General features: G+C 38.7%; 18 protein-coding genes. 5 read left to right on the top strand and 13 right to left on the bottom strand.

Translation table 11 applies throughout. The features are described from left to right. Positions 1–915: 915 nt before the first annotated feature. The 3 genes from ACRX5O_RS02635 to namA all read left to right on the top strand — a co-directional run bounded on the left by ACRX5O_RS02635 (position 916) and on the right by namA (position 3767). On the top strand, positions 916–1101 hold the full coding sequence (locus tag ACRX5O_RS02635) for a hypothetical protein (RefSeq protein ID WP_433904486.1): 186 nt from the start codon (positions 916–918) through the stop codon (positions 1099–1101). A 418-nt stretch (positions 1102–1519) separates the two neighbouring features. Next, positions 1520–2677, top strand: a complete 1158-nt coding sequence (locus ACRX5O_RS02630; RefSeq protein WP_433904485.1) for a glycosyltransferase family 2 protein — start codon at positions 1520–1522, stop codon at positions 2675–2677. A gap of 70 nt (positions 2678–2747) precedes the next feature. Beyond that, entirely contained in the window at positions 2748–3767 is a 1020-nt protein-coding gene (gene namA / locus ACRX5O_RS02625; protein WP_433904484.1) for an NADPH dehydrogenase NamA, read from the top strand. 37 nt (positions 3768–3804) lie between these two features. Here the strand turns inward: namA and rnz are convergent, their stop codons facing one another. From rnz to ACRX5O_RS02605, 4 genes are all read right to left on the bottom strand, one after another. Further along, on the bottom strand, positions 3805–4731 hold the full coding sequence (gene rnz / locus ACRX5O_RS02620; protein WP_433904483.1) for a ribonuclease Z: 927 nt from the start codon (positions 4729–4731) through the stop codon (positions 3805–3807). Between the two features lie 98 nt (positions 4732–4829). Then, positions 4830–5630, bottom strand: a complete 801-nt coding sequence (locus ACRX5O_RS02615; protein WP_433904482.1) for an ABC transporter permease — start codon at positions 5628–5630, stop codon at positions 4830–4832. 16 nt (positions 5631–5646) lie between these two features. Then, a complete protein-coding gene (locus ACRX5O_RS02610) occupies positions 5647–6444 on the bottom strand; it encodes an ABC transporter permease subunit (protein ID WP_433904481.1) in 798 nt (265 codons plus the stop codon). A 3-nt stretch (positions 6445–6447) separates the two neighbouring features. Next, positions 6448–7332 carry an ABC transporter ATP-binding protein gene (locus ACRX5O_RS02605; protein WP_433904480.1) on the bottom strand — a complete coding sequence of 295 codons (885 nt, stop codon included), beginning with the start codon at positions 7330–7332 and terminating at the stop codon, positions 6448–6450. Between the two features lie 333 nt (positions 7333–7665). On the opposite strand from ACRX5O_RS02605, the gene zwf reads away from it, so the two are divergent. Continuing rightward, positions 7666–9135, top strand: coding sequence for a glucose-6-phosphate dehydrogenase (gene zwf, locus ACRX5O_RS02600; protein WP_391559411.1), 1470 nt, complete (start codon positions 7666–7668; stop codon positions 9133–9135). A 114-nt stretch (positions 9136–9249) separates the two neighbouring features. Here the strand turns inward: zwf and gnd are convergent, their stop codons facing one another. The 6 genes from gnd to mce form a co-directional block, all read right to left on the bottom strand. Then, a complete protein-coding gene (gnd, locus tag ACRX5O_RS02595) occupies positions 9250–10656 on the bottom strand; it encodes an NADP-dependent phosphogluconate dehydrogenase (protein ID WP_433904479.1) in 1407 nt (468 codons plus the stop codon). Positions 10657–10791: 135 nt separating this feature from the next. After that, positions 10792–12066, bottom strand: coding sequence for a DNA polymerase IV (locus ACRX5O_RS02590; RefSeq protein WP_433904478.1), 1275 nt, complete (start codon positions 12064–12066; stop codon positions 10792–10794). A gap of 75 nt (positions 12067–12141) precedes the next feature. After that, positions 12142–12615, bottom strand: a complete 474-nt coding sequence (locus tag ACRX5O_RS02585; RefSeq protein ID WP_433904477.1) for a chemotaxis protein CheW — start codon at positions 12613–12615, stop codon at positions 12142–12144. A gap of 126 nt (positions 12616–12741) precedes the next feature. Beyond that, the gene (locus ACRX5O_RS02580) at positions 12742–13860 is read right to left on the bottom strand and encodes a tripeptidase T (RefSeq protein ID WP_433904476.1); all 1119 of its coding nucleotides are present in this window, start codon (positions 13858–13860) and stop codon (positions 12742–12744) included. Between the two features lie 75 nt (positions 13861–13935). After that, positions 13936–15486, bottom strand: a complete 1551-nt coding sequence (locus ACRX5O_RS02575; RefSeq protein ID WP_433904475.1) for an acyl-CoA carboxylase subunit beta — start codon at positions 15484–15486, stop codon at positions 13936–13938. Beyond that, positions 15483–15908 carry a methylmalonyl-CoA epimerase gene (gene mce, locus ACRX5O_RS02570; protein WP_433904474.1) on the bottom strand — a complete coding sequence of 142 codons (426 nt, stop codon included), beginning with the start codon at positions 15906–15908 and terminating at the stop codon, positions 15483–15485. Before mce ends, ACRX5O_RS02575 begins: the two co-directional genes overlap by 4 nt. A 135-nt stretch (positions 15909–16043) precedes the next feature. Between mce and prli42 the strand changes: the two genes are divergently transcribed. Then, positions 16044–16139 (top strand): stressosome-associated protein Prli42, encoded by a 96-nt coding sequence (gene prli42, locus ACRX5O_RS02565; protein WP_162927785.1) that lies wholly within the window; start codon positions 16044–16046, stop codon positions 16137–16139. A gap of 40 nt (positions 16140–16179) precedes the next feature. Here the strand turns inward: prli42 and ACRX5O_RS02560 are convergent, their stop codons facing one another. The 3 genes from ACRX5O_RS02560 to ACRX5O_RS02550 form a co-directional block, all read right to left on the bottom strand. Further along, positions 16180–16695 carry a L,D-transpeptidase gene (locus ACRX5O_RS02560; RefSeq protein ID WP_433904473.1) on the bottom strand — a complete coding sequence of 172 codons (516 nt, stop codon included), beginning with the start codon at positions 16693–16695 and terminating at the stop codon, positions 16180–16182. Positions 16696–16711: 16 nt separating this feature from the next. After that, positions 16712–17716, bottom strand: coding sequence for an aromatic acid exporter family protein (locus ACRX5O_RS02555; RefSeq protein ID WP_433904472.1), 1005 nt, complete (start codon positions 17714–17716; stop codon positions 16712–16714). A 115-nt stretch (positions 17717–17831) separates the two neighbouring features. After that, entirely contained in the window at positions 17832–18269 is a 438-nt protein-coding gene (locus ACRX5O_RS02550) for a BrxA/BrxB family bacilliredoxin (protein ID WP_119709059.1), read from the bottom strand. Positions 18270–18428 lie beyond the last annotated feature (159 nt).

Here is an 18428-nt window from a genome sequence, read left to right as displayed (position 1 = left end):
ATCAAACTTTAGTAGGTAGAGGAATCATGACGTGAACTTTAGACATTATCAAACCCTCCCTTCAGATATACTCTTAAGGTAAATTATGACTTTTACCCCTAAATAAAGGGAGGGTAAAGTTTTCATAAAGAAACTTAAATAACTTTTAAATCTTTAATAATTACTTGCTTATTAGATTACATTTTTCATTCATTTATTTTTTCGTAAATTTAGTCTATAATAAGGGTAGATAATCCGTATATTAAAAATAAGCGCAGTGCTGGTAACACTACGCTTACTCTGACAACGCATAATCGCAAAAGTGTGCGATTGGCATGAACTTAGTATTCTCTAGAAGTAGAGCCCACCTGTCCGCCAAGATCAGGGTGGGTTTTACTTTTTTATTTTATCAATCAAAAGTATGATTAGAGTAACCAGCGCAATCATAAACATCGCTGTATCTAAATCCACGATTATCACCCCCCTTCACGGAAGGATCAATCGCCCCACCCTGCTTTATGCAATTGTCTTCTCTATTATACCACAACGAATATATGTTTTTTCTTCCAGTAGAGTTAAACTTTTCAACCAATATAAAAGGCTGGGGAAAGCATGTAGTGGCGTACTTGATTGGCATTACTCTACTTGAAACGGTAGTTTACATAGTGAACGATCCAAGCCGTACCGAGGGCCTTTTAACGGTCATAAAGATATGGTCGCTAGTTTTAGGGATTGACCTTGTAATTAGCTTAAGCTATTTTGTGTGGCCGAGAAAGCAATCCTCAACCAGCAAAAGCATATAACATATCCAGTTAAATTTTAACGATTCTCTTTTAGAGAATCGTTTTATAGTTTCTTGTAATTTTTGCCAACTCGTGTATAGACAGCTAATAAGCGTGAAAACTATTTGTAGTACTTAATAAAGGTGGGAGCTTTGTGGGGGTAAATGTATTGTGGGTTACATTAGCGTTTTGTGTTGGTTTAATTATTCTAAATGTCCTTAATACTGTTCTAGTGGAACGGATGAGTAGTGATTTGGCTTTTGCTATTACTGGGATTGTACTTCTTGTTAGTGGTACGGCCTATCTTGTAACTTGCGGAATTATGCTAGAAGCGTTATAGGGGTATCATTTCCTCTTAAACAGGAGTTCCGATATTCCGGAACTCCTGTTTATAAATGTTAATCGTGAGAGCAATGAGTTATTTAACATGAAACTAGTATAGTGTATTAACGAGTTTTCAAGAAGAAAGTTTCTAGATCTGCTTTCTTTACATACCATCTATTCCCTTTCTTTTCTCCAAGTAATTCTTCATCTTTAATCCACTTTCTTATCATCGTATTATTAATATCAGTGTCTCTATTCGGACTATTCTCATCATACTTGCAGATCCTTTGTATTTTTTCACTCGCTATGTTACCTCCCAACTGAAAAAAGGTTTCGTTCTTTTACCTTTAACCTAGAGAGAGTCCATTATTTGTTCTTTCCAATTGAAAAGGTATAATCGAAATTATAATACTTATAAACAGAAGGGTGTTTAGATGTCCTTATTTCTTATGGTTTCTACTTTATTAGCTATCAGCATTGTGGTCTGGCTTCTGATCTTTATTGATGCAAAGATCGGGCTTCAGAGAATCGATCGTCTCGAAAACGAACCTACGTCTCAGGGCGGTCCTTTAGTGTCCATTATTGTTGCGGGACGTAATGAGGAAAAAGGTGTAAAAGAGAGCTTACAAAGCCAATTTTCACAGAATTATGGTCATTTGGAATGGATTTTGGTGAACGACCGATCCACCGACAACACTCCTAACATTATGAACGAGATGCAGTCTGCAAATAAAAATGTAAACGTTATCCACATCACTGATCTTCCACCAGGATGGTTAGGAAAGAATCATGCGTTGTTTGTTGGCGCTAAGCAAGCAAGAGGAGAACTTCTCCTATTCACGGATGCAGATGTCTTATTTCATAAGGAAGCAATCGGAAAAGCGGTACATTATTTTATGAAATATGAGCTGGACCACTTAACGGCTGCTCCAAATTTACGAGGTCAGCGCATTTGGTTAAATAGCTTTATCGCCTTTTTTATGTTTGGATTTTCTTATTTTAAGCGTCCTTGGTTAGCTAACAGTCCTCGCTCTAAAGTAGGAATTGGAATTGGGGCGTTTAACTTAGTGAGAAAAGAAGCGTATGAGAAGCTAGGAACTCACGAAGTAATAAAAATGCGTCCGGATGATGATTTAATGCTCGGAAAAAAGATGAAGGAAGTGGGTTTTAGACATCGAATGGTCACCGCTCTGACTCTCCTTGAGGTAGAGTGGTATTCAACGGTAAAAGAAGCACTTATTGGCTTAGAGAAAAATACGTTTGCTGGTTTACATTACCGAATTAGTATGGTGTTGTTTGCTATCTTCGGAGTGTTTGTATCACAGGTTCTCCCCTTCCTTACCTTATTTTCTTTTGACCGTACACTTATTACCTTAAGTGTTGGGAATATTCTTTTACTCGGAATGATCTATTCCATGATTATAAAAAGAATGACTAGATATTCGCCTTGGATGTTTCTCCTCTTTCCTTTCACAGCTTTATTATTTATCTATTCCATTATACGTGCTAGCTTCCTTACCTTTATACGAGGCGGAATCATTTGGAGAGGGACAAAATATCGTTTAAAAGATTTACGTGACAATGAGGCGTAATTTTTTCCAGATGTAATGTTTCTTGCTATACTGTAGATATTTAGGATACCGAAAGACTAGGAGGATATAAATGGAAAACAAACTGTTTAGTACTTATACCATCAAGGATGTAACATTTAAAAATCGAATTGTCATGGCACCAATGTGCATGTACTCAAGCCATGAACAAGACGGACATATCCAAGACTGGCATCGCACACATTATATTAGTAGAGCAGTTGGCCAGGTTGGCCTTATTATATTAGAAGCAACTGCCGTTACACCTCAAGGAAGGATTTCTTCATATGATTTAGGCATTTGGAGCGACGAGCATATTGAAGGTCTTAAGGAACTATCAGACGGAATGAAGGCTTATGGAGCAAAGACAGGCATCCAAATCGCTCATGCAGGCAGAAAAGCCGAATTAGAGGGTGATATTCTTGCTCCATCAGCGATTCCGTATAATGAGAAAATGAAAATGCCAAAGGAAATGACCCTTGAAGAGATCCGTGAAACGGTATTGTCTTTCCAATCAGCTGCTCGCCGTGCGAAGGAAGCTGGTTTTGATGTAATTGAAATCCACGCAGCACATGGATATTTAATCAATGAATTCCTGTCACCTTTATCCAATCACCGTACAGACGAATACGGCGGCTCGCTTGAAAATCGCTATCGCTTCTTGCAAGAAGTCATAGAAGCAGTAAAAGAAGTGTGGAGTGGCGTGTTATTCGTACGTGTATCAGCTACTGATTGGACTAAAGGCGGCTTACAAGTAAACGATTATGTAACGATGGCAAAATGGATGAAGGAGCAAGGTGTAGACCTCATTGATGTGAGTTCGGGAGCAGTTGTACGTGCAAAAATTCCAACTTTCCCAGGTTACCAAGTTCCATTTGCTGATCAAATCAAACAAGATGCCCAAATTCCAACAGGTGCAGTTGGCTTAATCACAAATGCGCTACATGCAGAAGAAATCTTACAAAATGAACGTGCAGATCTAGTTCTTTTGGCTAGAGAGCTCCTGCGAGACCCATACTGGCCAAGAGCAGCTGCAAAAGAGCTTGGTGTGGATCTAGAATCTCCTGTGCAGTACAGTAGAGGCTGGAATTAGTATCTGAAAAAAATCGGGACCGAAAACGGTACCCGATTTATTTGTGTACAGGAATAGAAATTTCTTTAAAATCGTCGGCAATTTCGGTATCCGGAAACACTTCTCTCGCTTCCTCCACATGTAATTGGGAAGTTCTTTTGTCATATCTAGAGCTGATATGAGTAAGACACAGTTGTTTCACGCCAGCCTCTCGTGCGACCTGTGCTGCTTGTGTAGTCGTTGAATGAAAATAATCATACGCAAGCTGTTCCTCTCCCCTAGAAAAAGTAGCCTCATGGATGAGAAGATCAGCATTTGAAGCAAGTAAATAGGCGTTGTCACATAGTCTTGTATCACCTAAAATCGTTACGATCCTACCCTTTATATCCTCACCCCGAAACTCGGAAGAATCAATGATTTTTCCATCTTCTAAAACTACGTTTTCTCCAGCCTTAATTTTTTTATATAAAGGACCCGGTGGGATATTTGCTTCCTGTAGCTTTTCTACTAATAAAGAGCCTGGACGATCCTTCTCCACGACTCGGTAGCCGTATGATGGAATTCCATGCTCCAATTTACGAGCTTCAACCTTGAACTGCTCGTCTTCAAATACAATCCCCTCTTCAATTTCTACAATCTTTAGAGGGTACTTTAAATACGTTCCGCTTACTTGCAAAGAAATATCTACGTAATCTTTAATCCCCTTAGGGCCATAAACTGTAACGAGTGACTCTCCACCCTGGAAGGATCGACTGGACAATAAACCAGGCAAACCATATATGTGATCGCCATGAAGATGAGTAATAAATATCTTTTCAATACGGCGTGGCTTAATAGACGTGTGTAAAATTTGATGCTGAGTGGCCTCACCACAATCAAACATCCAAAGTGTCCCTCTCTCATCCAACAGCTTCAGTACAAGAGAGCTTACGTTCCTAAGTTTTGCCGGAACCCCTGCCCCCGTACCAAGAAATAAAATATCCATTTTATACGCTCCTTTATGTAAAAAAACCGACGTCATCAAAGACATCGGATTACTAGCATTCTTACTATCACTATACCATATTTGTTACGAGATTCTTACTATATATGCAGATCTCTCTTTTCATAAGCGATAAAGGTATAGATCGTCATGGCCACAACTAAAAGGACGCTTACCGTTATATATATTGCTTCATACCCGGTTCCGCCAATGATGTCTTTTGCCTCATAATATTTGAAAGGAGTGAAGACAGAAAGAATCTCCAGATTTTCGTTAAGGTCAATAGCCATTGATAAGAAAAAGGCAATTAGTAACACTGCTGTAGAAATGCTTGCAGCCCTCTTAGGATGCTTAATGCTAGCTGCAACTGATGTTCCTAAGGATAAAAACAGGAGTTGTAGGATAAACATACCACCCATCAATTCAGCAATCTGTATCAGATACGACTCATCTGTCTTATTATAATAATCCACCATTAAGTGAGAAATCAAAAAAGTGACGGAATTTAGTACAATAATAGCTACCAAGGATGCCATCCATTTTGAAAAGATCACCTGTTTTCTAGAGATTGGTTTCACTAATAAAAATTCTGCTGTTTTATCTCTTTCCTCTTTTGAGATGATGTTCGCACCTAACATCACGGCATGAATCGTGGTCATTACAATTAAATATAAAAACAAAATACCGTAATAGCCGCTAACAGTCGTTAAATCCAACGAACCTGTTCCCATAATGGCCTGCATGGCCTTTGGCATACTAGCCATGAGATCATTAATAGACTGACCGGAAGATTCTGTTGCTCCGTACTTACTCATTCCCCCAGCTACCATAGCAAGAATACCTAAAGACCAAATAACAAGTGACTTTCTTAGTGCTTTTAACTCTCTAATAAATACATTCACCTTAACCCCTCCTTTCTTATACCGCATTCATATCCCTTTTAGTATAGATAACAAAGCTAGCAACGAGAGCTGCTACGATCCACACCAAACCGACTATCAAATACGACCATTCATACTGACTGTTTTTAATAATATACATCGAGTCAAAATACTTGAATGGAGTGATATATCGAACGGAAGCTTCACCCACTGTAGAACCAAACATTCCAATAAAAAAGAAAGCAAAAACGACACCTAGTGATAAAGAAAGAACCGATTTCAACTTAGGCAATAGCATTGATGCAATCACTCCAATGGCTAAAAACATAACCTGAACAAAAAAGAGCGAAAATGAAAGAAGAAAAAATGCTTGTTCATTAAAATTCTCCGTCTTTACGTATGAAGCAATAAAATAAGCACAGAGAATGAAGGATAGGCTAGTAATGGCAATAGACACAAATGCCGCAGAAAGCTTTGACACAATGATCGTTGACCTTGAAACCGGCTTGGTAAGAAGAAAATCAACTGTCTTTTCACGTACCTCCTTGGAGAGGATAGAAGCACCTATCATCATCGCCTGTATCGCACCACATAACGCAATATACATAAAAACATACGAGTAAAAACCAAGGATGCTAGTAAAGCTACCAATTTCAATCCCAACCGCTTTACGCAATGCTTCCGGGAGGGTTTTTAAAAGCTCGTTCACTTGTTCCGCATCTTTCGCAAAGGAAGGAAAAAGTGACATAAAAAAGAGCACAAGGGCGATAAGGGAAACTGTCCAGATAATCGTCGACTTTCGATAAGCTCTTACTTCATGAAGAAAGATATTCACCTTCTACTCCTCCTTTTCGTAGTAGTGCATGAAAATCTCTTCAAGGGATGGTTCCTCTACCCACAAATTTTTAAGTGGTATTTCTGCTATTTTGCTTATAATTGCATTCATGTTCCCTTTGTAAATAAAGGACACCGTCTTTTCTTTCACCTTAATATCGGTCACACCGTCTAGCTGAAAAACTTCAGTAGTGACTTGATTAACAGCTTCTAGTCTAAATTTCTTATAACTATTCTCTGTTAACGCGCTCATCGTCTCGACTTTCACGATTTCTCCTTCTTTAATAATGGCTACACGGTCACAAAGCTTTTGAACCTCACTTAAAATATGAGAGGAGAAAAGAATGGTTGCCCCCTTCTTATTTTCTTCTCTTAATAATTCGAAAAATTTCTGTTGCATTAATGGATCCAAGCCACTTGTCGGCTCATCAAGAATAATGAGCTTCGGTTCGTGTAATAATCCTTGAACGATTCCAACCTTCTTTTTATTACCAAGCGAAAGATCGTCAATCTTCTTAGAGAGATCTAGATTTAATGCTTCAGCAAGCTCACGTATTCTCTTTGTACAATCCTTTTTATAAAAGCTTGCAGAATACTTAAGCAAGTCAATAACCTTCATATTGTCATAATAAAAGACCTCTGATGGAAGATAACCAATCTCCTTTTTAATTTCAGGAGCATATTTTATACAGTCCTTCCCAAAAATCGTAGCACTTCCACTTGTTGGATAAATAAGTGCAAGCAGTGTTCGAATGGTTGTCGATTTCCCAGCTCCGTTTGGTCCAATGAATCCAAAAATCTCCCCTTCTTTTACTGAGAAGCTGACATTGGAAATTCCTCTTGCTTTTCCATACATTTTCGTTAACTGATTGCTTTCAATCACATTCATAAAGAAAGCCTCCTTTTTAGACAGTTAATCTATCTAACACCATCATACTACATGAAAAATAAGGCAACAATGATTTTATGAAATATTTTTATTAAAACATTTCATAAAATAAATAAATAACGCTTTCATTTTCATTGAGGATAGTTCAAGCGATTTGGTTAAAAATAAATACGTAATTTTGTGAAGAATTATTTGCTTATTTCGCTAGAAACCGATAAAATTCTGTACTTGTATAGGTCAATTTTTTTTTATAAAAATACATATATAACATGGAAATACCCTGGAAGAGAGGTTCTTAACGTGACACAAAACGAGAAACCGACTGCATTAATCATGATATTTGGAGCAACTGGTGATTTAGCAAATAGAAAACTGTATCCTTCGCTCTATAAACTGTTTGAAAAAGGAAAGCTTTCAGACAAATTTGCTGTAATCGGAGTTGCAAGAAGACCATTAACAAATGAGGAATTCCAAGAAAACATCAAAAAATCGGTAAAGTCTTCTATTCAAAAAGAAAATCGAATCGATGAATTTGCTTCGCATTTTTACTATCATTCACATGATGTAACTGATTCAAATTCATACGCAGTGCTTAATAACCTAGCAAATCAACTGGACTCAAATTATGATTTACAAGGCAACCGCATCTTCTATTTAGCGATGGCACCTGAGTTCTTTGGAACCATTGCACTCCATTTAAAAGAAGATGGCTTGACCAATGTGAGTGGGTTTAAACGCTTAGTCATTGAAAAACCATTTGGTCATGATCTTCAATCAGCACAAGAGCTAAATGATCAAATCAGAACTGCCTTCTCTGAAGATGAAGTGTACAGAATTGACCATTACCTAGGAAAAGAAATGGTTCAAAATATAGAAGTTATTCGATTCGCGAATGCGATTTTCGAACCGCTTTGGAACAACCGTTATATTTCGAATATTCAAGTAACTTCCAGTGAAGTTCTTGGAGTTGAAGAGCGCGGACGCTATTATGAGAAAAGCGGTGCGTTAAGAGATATGGTTCAAAACCATATGCTCCAAATGGTCGCATTACTTGCGATGGAGCCGCCAATTAAGCTAACAACAGAAGAAATTCGCTCTGAAAAGGTGAGAGTCCTCCGTGCTCTTCGTCCAATTGAAGGTGAAGAAGTAAAAGAATACTTCGTTCGCGGCCAATATGACAAAGGCACAGTAGAAGGCACAGAAGTTTTAGGGTACCGTGAAGAGCAAATGGTTAACCCTGAATCTAACACGGAAACATATGTAGCTGGAAAACTGATGATTGACAATTTCCGCTGGGCAGGGGTTCCTATTTATATACGTACAGGAAAGAGAATGGATTCCAAATCTACAAAAATTGTTATCCAGTTTAAAGACATTCCTATGAACCTATATTATAGCCCTGAGGAAACATTGAATCCGAACCTGCTTGTGATTCATATTCAACCAGACGAAGGCATTACGCTTCATCTAAATGCGAAAAAAGCGGGTCAAAACATCGCAGCAACTCCTGTTAAGTTAAACTATGCAAATCGTGGGATCGATGGGTTAAATACACCAGAGGCATACGAGAAGCTTTTATTCGATTGCATGCGCGGTGATGCAACCAACTTTACACATTGGGATGAAGTTGCTCTATCTTGGAGCTTTGTTGATAAGATTTCTGATGTTTGGGAAAATCAAAAGGCCGAGAACTACCCTAACTACAACGCAGGTACTGTGGGCCCTCGTGAAGCGGATGAGCTTCTTGAGAAAGATGGATTCCATTGGTGGCCAATCTCTAATTTTGACGTTGATAAGTGCTAAAAAATAAGTTCCTGTCCATTTAGGATAGGAGCTTTTTTACGCCCCCTAGACGCTTATCAATGGCATGCAAAATAGCCTACCCTATTGGGTAGGCTATTTTTGCTTCTAGAAGGCTTAGAACCAGTTTGTATGGAATGTTCCTTCTTTATCTGTACGTTGGTACGTATGTGCACCGAAATAGTCACGTTGAGCTTGTAACAGATTCGCTGGCAGTGTTTCTGTACGGTAGCTGTCGTAGTATGAAAGCGCAGCAGAGAAACATGGTACAGGAATACCGTTTTGAACGGCAACAACCATGATGTCACGAAGAGCATGCTGGTAGCTTTCAACAATTTCCTTGAAATATGGATCAAGTAATAAGTTTTTAAGCTGTCCGTCACGATCATATGCTTCTTTAATCTTTTGAAGGAATTGAGCACGAATAATACATCCTCCACGGAAGATCATCGCAATTTCTCCGTATTGTAAATCCCAGTTATATTCTTCTGAAGCTGCACGCATTTGTGCGAAGCCTTGTGCGTATGAACAAATCTTACTCATATAAAGAGCTTTACGAACTGACTCGATAAATGCCTTCTTATCACCAGTGAATTCCTTCGCAGTTGGTCCACCTAATACTTTGCTAGCATGAACACGTTCTTCCTTCATTGCTGAAAGGAAACGAGCGAATACGGACTCCGTAATGATTGGTAGTGGTACCCCAAGGTCAAGAGAACTTTGGCTTGTCCACTTACCTGTTCCCTTTTGTCCTGCTGTATCAAGGATAACGTCAACAAGTGGCTTACCTGTTTCTTCGTCTTTTTTCGTAAAAATATCAGCTGTAATTTCGATTAAGTAGCTATCTAGCTCGCCTTTGTTCCACTCAGCAAATACTTCATGAAGCTCGTCTGCGCTAAGACCAAGTACATGCTTTAATAGGAAGTATGACTCAGAGATTAACTGCATATCTCCGTATTCGATTCCATTATGAACCATTTTCACATAGTGACCTGCTCCATCTGGACCGATATACGTTGTACAAGGCTCACCGTCAACCTTCGCTGAGATATCCTTAAAGATAGGTGCAATTAACTCATACGCTTCTTTTTGTCCACCTGGCATAATAGAAGGCCCTTTAAGCGCACCCTCTTCTCCGCCTGAAACGCCTGTTCCAACAAAGTGGATACCTAATTCACTAAGTTCTTTATTGCGGCGCTGTGTATCAACAAAATACGTGTTTCCACCGTCAATAACGATATCACCTTTATCAAGTAATGGCTTTAATTGTTCAATTGTCGCATCAGTTGGCCCACCAGCTTTAACCATAAGCATGATTTTACGTGGCTTTTCTAATGATTCAACAAATTCTTCCATGCTATATGTACCAAATATATTTTTTCCATTTGATTCCGCAAGCATTTCATCTGTTTTTTCGCTTGAACGATTGTAAACTGAGACTGTATAGCCTCGACTCTCGATGTTCCAAGCAAGGTTTTTCCCCATTACCGCTAACCCAATAACACCAAATTGTTGTTTTGTCATTTTTTTACTTCCCTTCTAGCTAAATACTTATATACATAAGAATCCACTTTACTTTAGCAAGATTAAGCAAAAAGCGCAAGTAAGGTGATTAATTAAATATTCAAATATATTTTTTCCTGAATTTTTTTAACTATGTTACTCTTCTTTCCTATCTCTCGCCGTATGTAAAAAATCTTTATTAAAGCTTGTATCTGTCCCAATTGACGGCGTTTGCTTTTTCTTCCGAACCATTCCTGCACGATTTATGATGGCCGTACCGTACTTTTCTTTTAATTTTGAAACAGCATTTAATAGCGGCTCTTTTTTTGCATCACGTTCATAAGAGAAAAGATCGAGCTGTTTCACTGCTTCATTAACATGTATTAAGTCTGTACCTGTGATTCCAAGAAGACGGATGGCATTCCCATTCCAATTGGAATGAAATAATTTTTTTGCAAGTTGAGAAATTTCATCTTGTTTATCTACTGGATTATTTAGTTTTTTACTTCTAGTCAACGTTTTTCGATCCTTATAACGTATCGTTACACTTAATCCCGTTGCCAACACTTGTTTTGCTTTTAGTCTTGCAGATACCTTCTCAGCCAGTTTCTCCAAAACCTCGTTTAACTCTCTGACATTTGTGACATCCTTCGGAAGCGTGGTTGAGTTTCCAACACTTTTAAAGTCAGAAACAGAATTCGGGTCCACTTCTCGGAGATCCATACCATTCGCTCGTTCCTTAAGACGTACTCCATTGATTCCGAGAAGTGATTTTAACTGAATCTCATTTCCTTTTGCTAAGTCACCAATCGTATGTATTCCAATTGTTTTTAATTTCTCAGCTGTCTTTTGACCAACACCGTGCATTTCACCCACATTCATTGGCCACAGAACATGTTTGATATCTCTTTTTCTAAGAACCGTTATTCCTAATGGCTTTTTCATATCAGATGCTGTTTTTGCTAAAAATTTATTGGGAGCAATTCCGATGCTGCAAGGAAGATCAAACTGTTCTAACATCCTTGCTTGAATCGTTTTTGCAATTTCAAGAGGTGATCCAAACTCGTAGCTTTCAGTAATATCTACATATCCTTCATCAATGGAAACCGGCTCTACAAGGTCCGAAAACTGCCTTAACAGATCAAAGATAGCTACAGAGGCAGCCCGATAGCGCTCAAAATTAGGTTTCATCACAATTAACTCAGGGCATAGTTTTCTAGCTTCCCATAACGGCATTGTCGTTCTCACCCCTACATTTCTTGCTTCATAGCTGCAGGTAACAATGATTCCGCGTCTTTCCTCAACATTGCCCGCAATCGCAAGTGGCTTCCCCTTTAAACTTTGATCGTAAGCCATTTCCACAGACGCATAAAAGCTATTCATATCCACATGAAGGATGACACGACCGTTTTTCGGGTACATTTCTCGCATAGCCCACCTCCTCACCATTGTCCTTATATTTTACCAGAAGAATTGGATGACGAAAAAAAGAGAGCCACAGCCTGGCTACTCTTCTTGGTGTGATTTCATATATTGTTGGATTTCATTTATTCCTTCTAGCGATTGAACAAGCTTAGATGGATCGATCATTGTAATTAAACGAGAATCCAAGTTGGCAATGGAAGAAAAGTAACTTGTTTTATTAAATGCTACTAACCCTAACTGTTTTAAATTTTCCTTTTCAATATCAATAATCTCTTTTGCGTCGTTAACAAGGACTCCAATGGTTAATTCATCTGTCTTTACGACAATCATCCTCGTTTGATCATTGTACTGAATGGTTCGGTGATATAAGATCTCCTCAAAATCAAGAACAGGCAGTAATTCTCCTCTTACTTTCACGATTCCTTTCACGTACACAGGTAAATGGGGGATTGGTGTAATTCCTTCCACCTTCTCTATCGAAATCACATGTTCAATAGGAATCGCGTATTCTTCCGTCCCTACTTGAAAAACGACTACTTTTGTTGTTGTAAGCATGGGTACTCGCTCCAATCTAGCACAAAGGCATCATACTTTATACCTGTATCATACTAACATTCCTGCTATTTTGTCTATCGAAAGTAACAAAAAAAGAGTGAAGGATCTCTCCTCACTCTTTGTCTATTAGGCAGAAACTTCTTCAATGATAGCAATCACATACTCTGCCAACTTATTGAGTTCTTCAATAGGCATTCTTTCATTCGTTGTATGAATCTCTTCATAACCCACCGCTAAGTTTACGGTAGGGATTCCAAATCCAGCTATTACATTCGCATCACTGCCCCCGCCGCTTCTTAACAGCTCGGAGGATCGACCAATTTTGGCAGCCGCTTTTCTCGCTACTTCAACCACATGGTCTCCTTCTCCAAATTTAAAGCCAGGGTACATTACTTGAACATCAACCTCTGCTCTGCCACCCATTTCAGAGGCCACTTCTTCGAATGCAGCTTTCATTTTTTGCACTTGCTCTTCCATCTTCTCATTTACCAACGAGCGTGCCTCAGCTAAGATTTCAACGTGGTCACAAACGATATTGGTTTGCGTACCGCCTTCAAAACGACCGATATTTGCAGTTGTTTCCTCATCAATGCGACCAAGAGGCATTCTTGAAATGGCTTTTGCTGCAATCGTAATAGCCGATACGCCTTTTTCAGGTGCCACGCCTGCATGTGCTGTCTTTCCAAAAATCGTTGCCTTTACTTTTGCCTGCGTAGGTGCAGCAACAATAATATTACCTACTTTACCGTCACTATCTAGAGCATAGCCGTATTTTGCTACAAGTAAGGATGGGTCTAATGCTTTGGCACCAACCAATCCAGACTCTTCTCCAACAGTAATGATAAATTGAATCGTTCCGTGCGATATGGATTGTTCCTTTAACACACGAACCACTTCAAGCATAACAGCAAGTCCCGCTTTATCGTCCGCTCCGAGAATGGTTGTACCATCTGTTACTACATAACCATCCTTAATGCTTGGTTTGATTCCTTTACCAGGCACAACCGTATCCATATGGGAAGTGAAGTAGATTGTGTCTACCTGCTCCTTTGAGCCTTTAAGTGTACAAATTAAGTTTCCTGCCCCATGTCCAGTCGTAGCAGTTGTATCGTCTTCAACCACGTCAACGCCTAGCTCTAAAAATTTCTGTTTTAATACCTTTGCAATTTCTGCTTCATTCTTCGTTTCTGAGTCCACTTGAACGAGCTCAAGAAATTCCTTTAACAATCTTTCTTCATTAATCATCCTGTACCCTCCATCAATCATTCACTCACTCTTGTAGTATAACTTTTTCGTATCATAATCAGCAAATGAATGGGATTAAAGGGGAATATTTCCGTGCTTTTTATTAGGACGAGTATCTTTTTTATTACGAAGCATCTCTAAAGATTGGATAATTTTAATTCTTGTTTCACGCGGATCAATGACGTCATCTACCATCCCCATACTTGCGGCCACATATGGATTAGCAAACTTTTCACGATATTCCTCAATTTTTTGTGCTCTTGTTGCCTCTGGATCTTCACTTTGGTTAATTTCTCTTGCAAAAATAATATTCGCAGCCCCCTGCGGTCCCATCACTGCTATTTCAGCGTTGGGCCAAGCAAATACAAGATCAGCACCGATAGATTTCGAGTTTAATGCAACATAGGCTCCGCCATAAGCTTTTCGCAAAATAATCGTTAATTTTGGAACCGTTGCTTCTGAATAGGCATACAATATTTTCGCTCCGTGTCGGATGATTCCACCATGTTCCTGCTTTACACCAGGGAAGAAGCCCGTTACATCCTCAAATGTAATAATAGGTATGTTAAACGAGTCACAGAAACGAATAAATCTGGCTGCTTTATCAGACGAGTCTATGTCCAACCCACCGGCCATAAACTTCGGTTGGTTACATACTAATCCAATTACTTCACCCTTCACTCGAGCGTACCCGACAACGATATTTTTGGCGAAATCCTTTTGAACCTCCATGAAAGAATCTTCATCTACTACTTGCTCAATTACCTTTCTCACATCGTACGGACGGACCGCGTCAAATGGTACCACATCGGTTAAATCAGGACGGTAATCCCAATCATCTTCATACTGACCAATCGGTGCTTTTTCTTCATTATTCTGCGGAAGATAGCTTAATAATTGTCGGACCCCCGCAAGTACTTCTTCCTCCGTTGATGCATGAAAATGCGCATTTCCACTTATGGAGTTATGTACCTTTGCCCCTCCTAAATCCTCGGGACTTATTTTCTCACCCGTAACCGTTTCAATTACCTTTGGACCTGTTATAAACATTTGACTCGTTTGATCGACCATAAACACAAAATCAGTGATGGCTGGGGAATACACCGCCCCACCTGCACACGGACCCATAATCACAGATATTTGCGGAATGACTCCCGAGTATATGGCATTTCGATAAAAGATCTTTCCGTAGCCATCGAGAGACACGACTCCTTCTTGAATTCTAGCTCCACCCGAATCATTCAGCCCAATAAATGGTGCACCATTTTTCACAGCCAAATCCATTACATTCGCAATTTTATTCGCATGCATCTCCCCTAAAGCTCCCCCAAAAACCGTAAAATCTTGAGAGAACAAGTAGATTGGACGACCATTTACCTTTCCATATCCAGTAACGACGCCGTCGCCTGGACCCTTTTGATTTTCCAAACCAAAATCCTTGCATCTATGTTCAATAAAAGGGTTCAGCTCAATAAAGGTCCCACTGTCAACAAGAAGCTCGATTCTCTCCCTTGCTGTCAGCTTTCCTTTTTCATGCTGCTTTTCAATTTTTTGATCTCCCCCACCTAACTCTACTTCTCTTTTCCGGTCATATAAATCATTGATTTTCTCATAGATGTCGATCATTTTTGACTCCCCCCATCTCTTTGACACAATTCTAAAAGCACATGATGAGTTGATTTTGGATGCATAAAGGCCACTCTTGCATGATGTGCTCCTTCTTTTGGATCGTCATGAATCATTTGTACACCCTTTTCTTTTAATTCCTGAATCCTAGATTCTATGGAATTTACCCCTAGAGCAATGTGATGGATTCCTTCTCCGCGCTTTTCGACAAATTTATAGATAGCGCTTTCAAAATTTGCCGCTTCTAATAACTCTAACATGACGTTTCCCGTGTCTATAAAGGCTACTTTTACTTGTTCTGATGGGACTTCTTCAATTCCTACAAGTTTTAACCCAAGAACCTCTGTGTAAAAAGGCAAGCTTGCATCAATAGATTTTACAGCGATCCCAATGTGATCGACATTATTTATCACTTTTTCCATCTCCCTCAAAAGTAATATAATTATAAATATTCGCTTTTTGGACAAAAATCCCTTCCAGAACCTGAGCGGTTGTTCAATTTATCTTTTCCTAGTAAAATAAACGTAGAAAAGTTTCTGCCTGAGAGGAGATAGAAAATGGGAAATAAGAAAACACAAAAGATTGTTGTTTATTTAATGCTATTTGCGATGTTAGCATCTACCATACTGGCTGGAGTCATTGCATTTTTATAAATAGCAAAAAGTCACTTAAGGGTTTACCTTAAGTGACTTTTTATTTTGAAATCGCACCGTATTCTTTTGCTATTTCTGCATAGTTTTCATTTGTTGTTGTGATTAATACCTTTGTGCCTATTGGAATGAAATCATAGAGGGATTCGATGGCTTCATTTTGAAGTCTGACACATCCCTGCGACACATACTTTCCTATGGAGCTTGGAGTGTTGGTTCCATGAAGACCATATATTCTTCCATCGGTTTCATTTGCGTCAAATCCTATCCATCTTGTACCTAGTGGATTTTCTGGATCTCCACCATTAATATTGTTTTTTCGATAATATGGATTTTTTGCCTTAACCGTTATCGTGAATAATCCTTCAGGCGTTAACTCCTCCGTTTTGCCTGTTGCAGCTTTTACCACTGTCTGAACTCGATTCTCATTAATTAAAGCTACTTCATTTGTAGCTTTATTGACAATTAAAAAGGGATCCCCCGGAAGAGGATTTTCTCCTAATGGCCAAATAGGATTTGAAGTAAATGCTAGAAGTAAGGCTAAAAGAAAGGATACCATATGTTCACCTTCCGTATTATTTCTCCTTAGTAGTTTGTAGCATCTTCTTCCTTTTATTCGCTTTTGGTTTTTTCATTCCAACAAAGTCCTTTTTAATCGTTAAATATTGCTCCATTTCCTTTGTAAAGTGCAAAAGAGCCGCCCGAGTCTCAAATTCCTCACGTGTTCGAGGAAGCTCCATTTTCTGAAATTCCACTCTCATTCTCTCTAATTTTTCAATATAAATATCCGCTGTGTTCCCCGGGTGGATATTATTTGAGAGATCTTCAATGAATTCCGCAATCATCTCTCCCTGTTCGACGGTAAGAGAAATGGAACTAACAAGAGGCAAAACTCTTTCAATAATTTCAAATTGCTTCTCTCTCATTTTAAAATAGTGATAATATAAGTTCTCGTTTCGGAGGAAATGGTTTTCTACATCACGAAAGGCTAGGGTCTTTGCCTCATCAATAAGCGACGCTGTTTCAGGGATTTCATGGCCATCCCAATCCGTTTTATTATTCTTTAAATATAAGATAATTTCGTCAAAGATGGCTTTGAAGTTCTCTTCTATTTTCTTTTGATAATCAATCAGCTTATTTTCTAAACTTGGCATATACAAGTTCATAATTAAGGCCACACCAATTCCAATAATAATTAAGCCTAATTCATTCAATAATAAACTCTTTGTAATATGTCCAGCTGAGTATAAATGCAGAATAATAACCGTGCTCGACACAATCCCATCACTTGCTCCAACCATTACCGCTGTAGGAATGAATAATAATAATAAAAGTCCGATCATGACGGGATGGAAAGCAATTCCTTCAAAAATAATGATTGAAAAAACCATTGCCACCATGCAAGCTAAAAACCGTTCCCAGGAAGCACGTACACTTTTCTTCTTTGTTACTTGAATGCAAAGGATGGTAAGGATACCCGCAGATGTAAAACTCGAAAGGCCAAAAGCCTGAGCAATCATAATGGAAGCAGCTGCTCCCAACGCGGTCTTTACCGTTCGGTAACCAATTTTAAATTCCATTTTATATTTTACTCCTATATGTTAATTTCCCATTAGTTACCTTACCCTTGATGACGCTTTCAATTCAACTGTTAACCGATGAAGATTCAAAAAGAAAAACCTCAGAGACCTGAGGTTACACTTCTTCACAATATTTATCGAATGCTTCTTGTAACTTTTGTACAACTGCCATTGGTTCATGTCCTTCAATTTCATGGCGTTCAACCATTGTTAAAATTTTTCCGTCTTTTAATAAAGCAAAAGATGGAGAAGATGGTGGATAATCAGTAAAATAAGAACGTGCTGTTGCTGTTGCTTCTTTATCTTGACCAGCAAAAACCGTTACTAATTGATCAGGCTTTTTATCGTAGTGAACAGAATACATCGCAGCTGGACGAGCAATTCCACCTGCACAGCCACATACTGAGTTTACCATTACAAGTGTTGTACCTGACTTGGAAAGCGCAGCATCCACATCTTCTGACGTCTTTAATTCTGTATATCCAGCAGCAACAATTTCTTGTCGCGCTTGTCGAACCACATCGTTCATAAATAAATTAAAATCCATATTCACGAAAAGATCCCTCCAGTATTTCAATATTATATATTCAATATACCAATATGAGATACAAATATACAATCAGAAAGGTTTAGGGTAATGAAAAAAGGGTATGATATAAGCACAGCTAGATCATACCCCTACTCCTTAGATGAAGGTCACCGTATGTGTGAC

This window comes from Robertmurraya mesotrionivorans, assembly GCF_050971805.1.
Taxonomy (GTDB): domain Bacteria; phylum Bacillota; class Bacilli; order Bacillales; family Cytobacillaceae; genus Robertmurraya_A.
The sequence above is the reverse complement of the archived record's forward strand: the minus strand, read 5'-3'. Positions and strand labels throughout refer to the sequence as shown.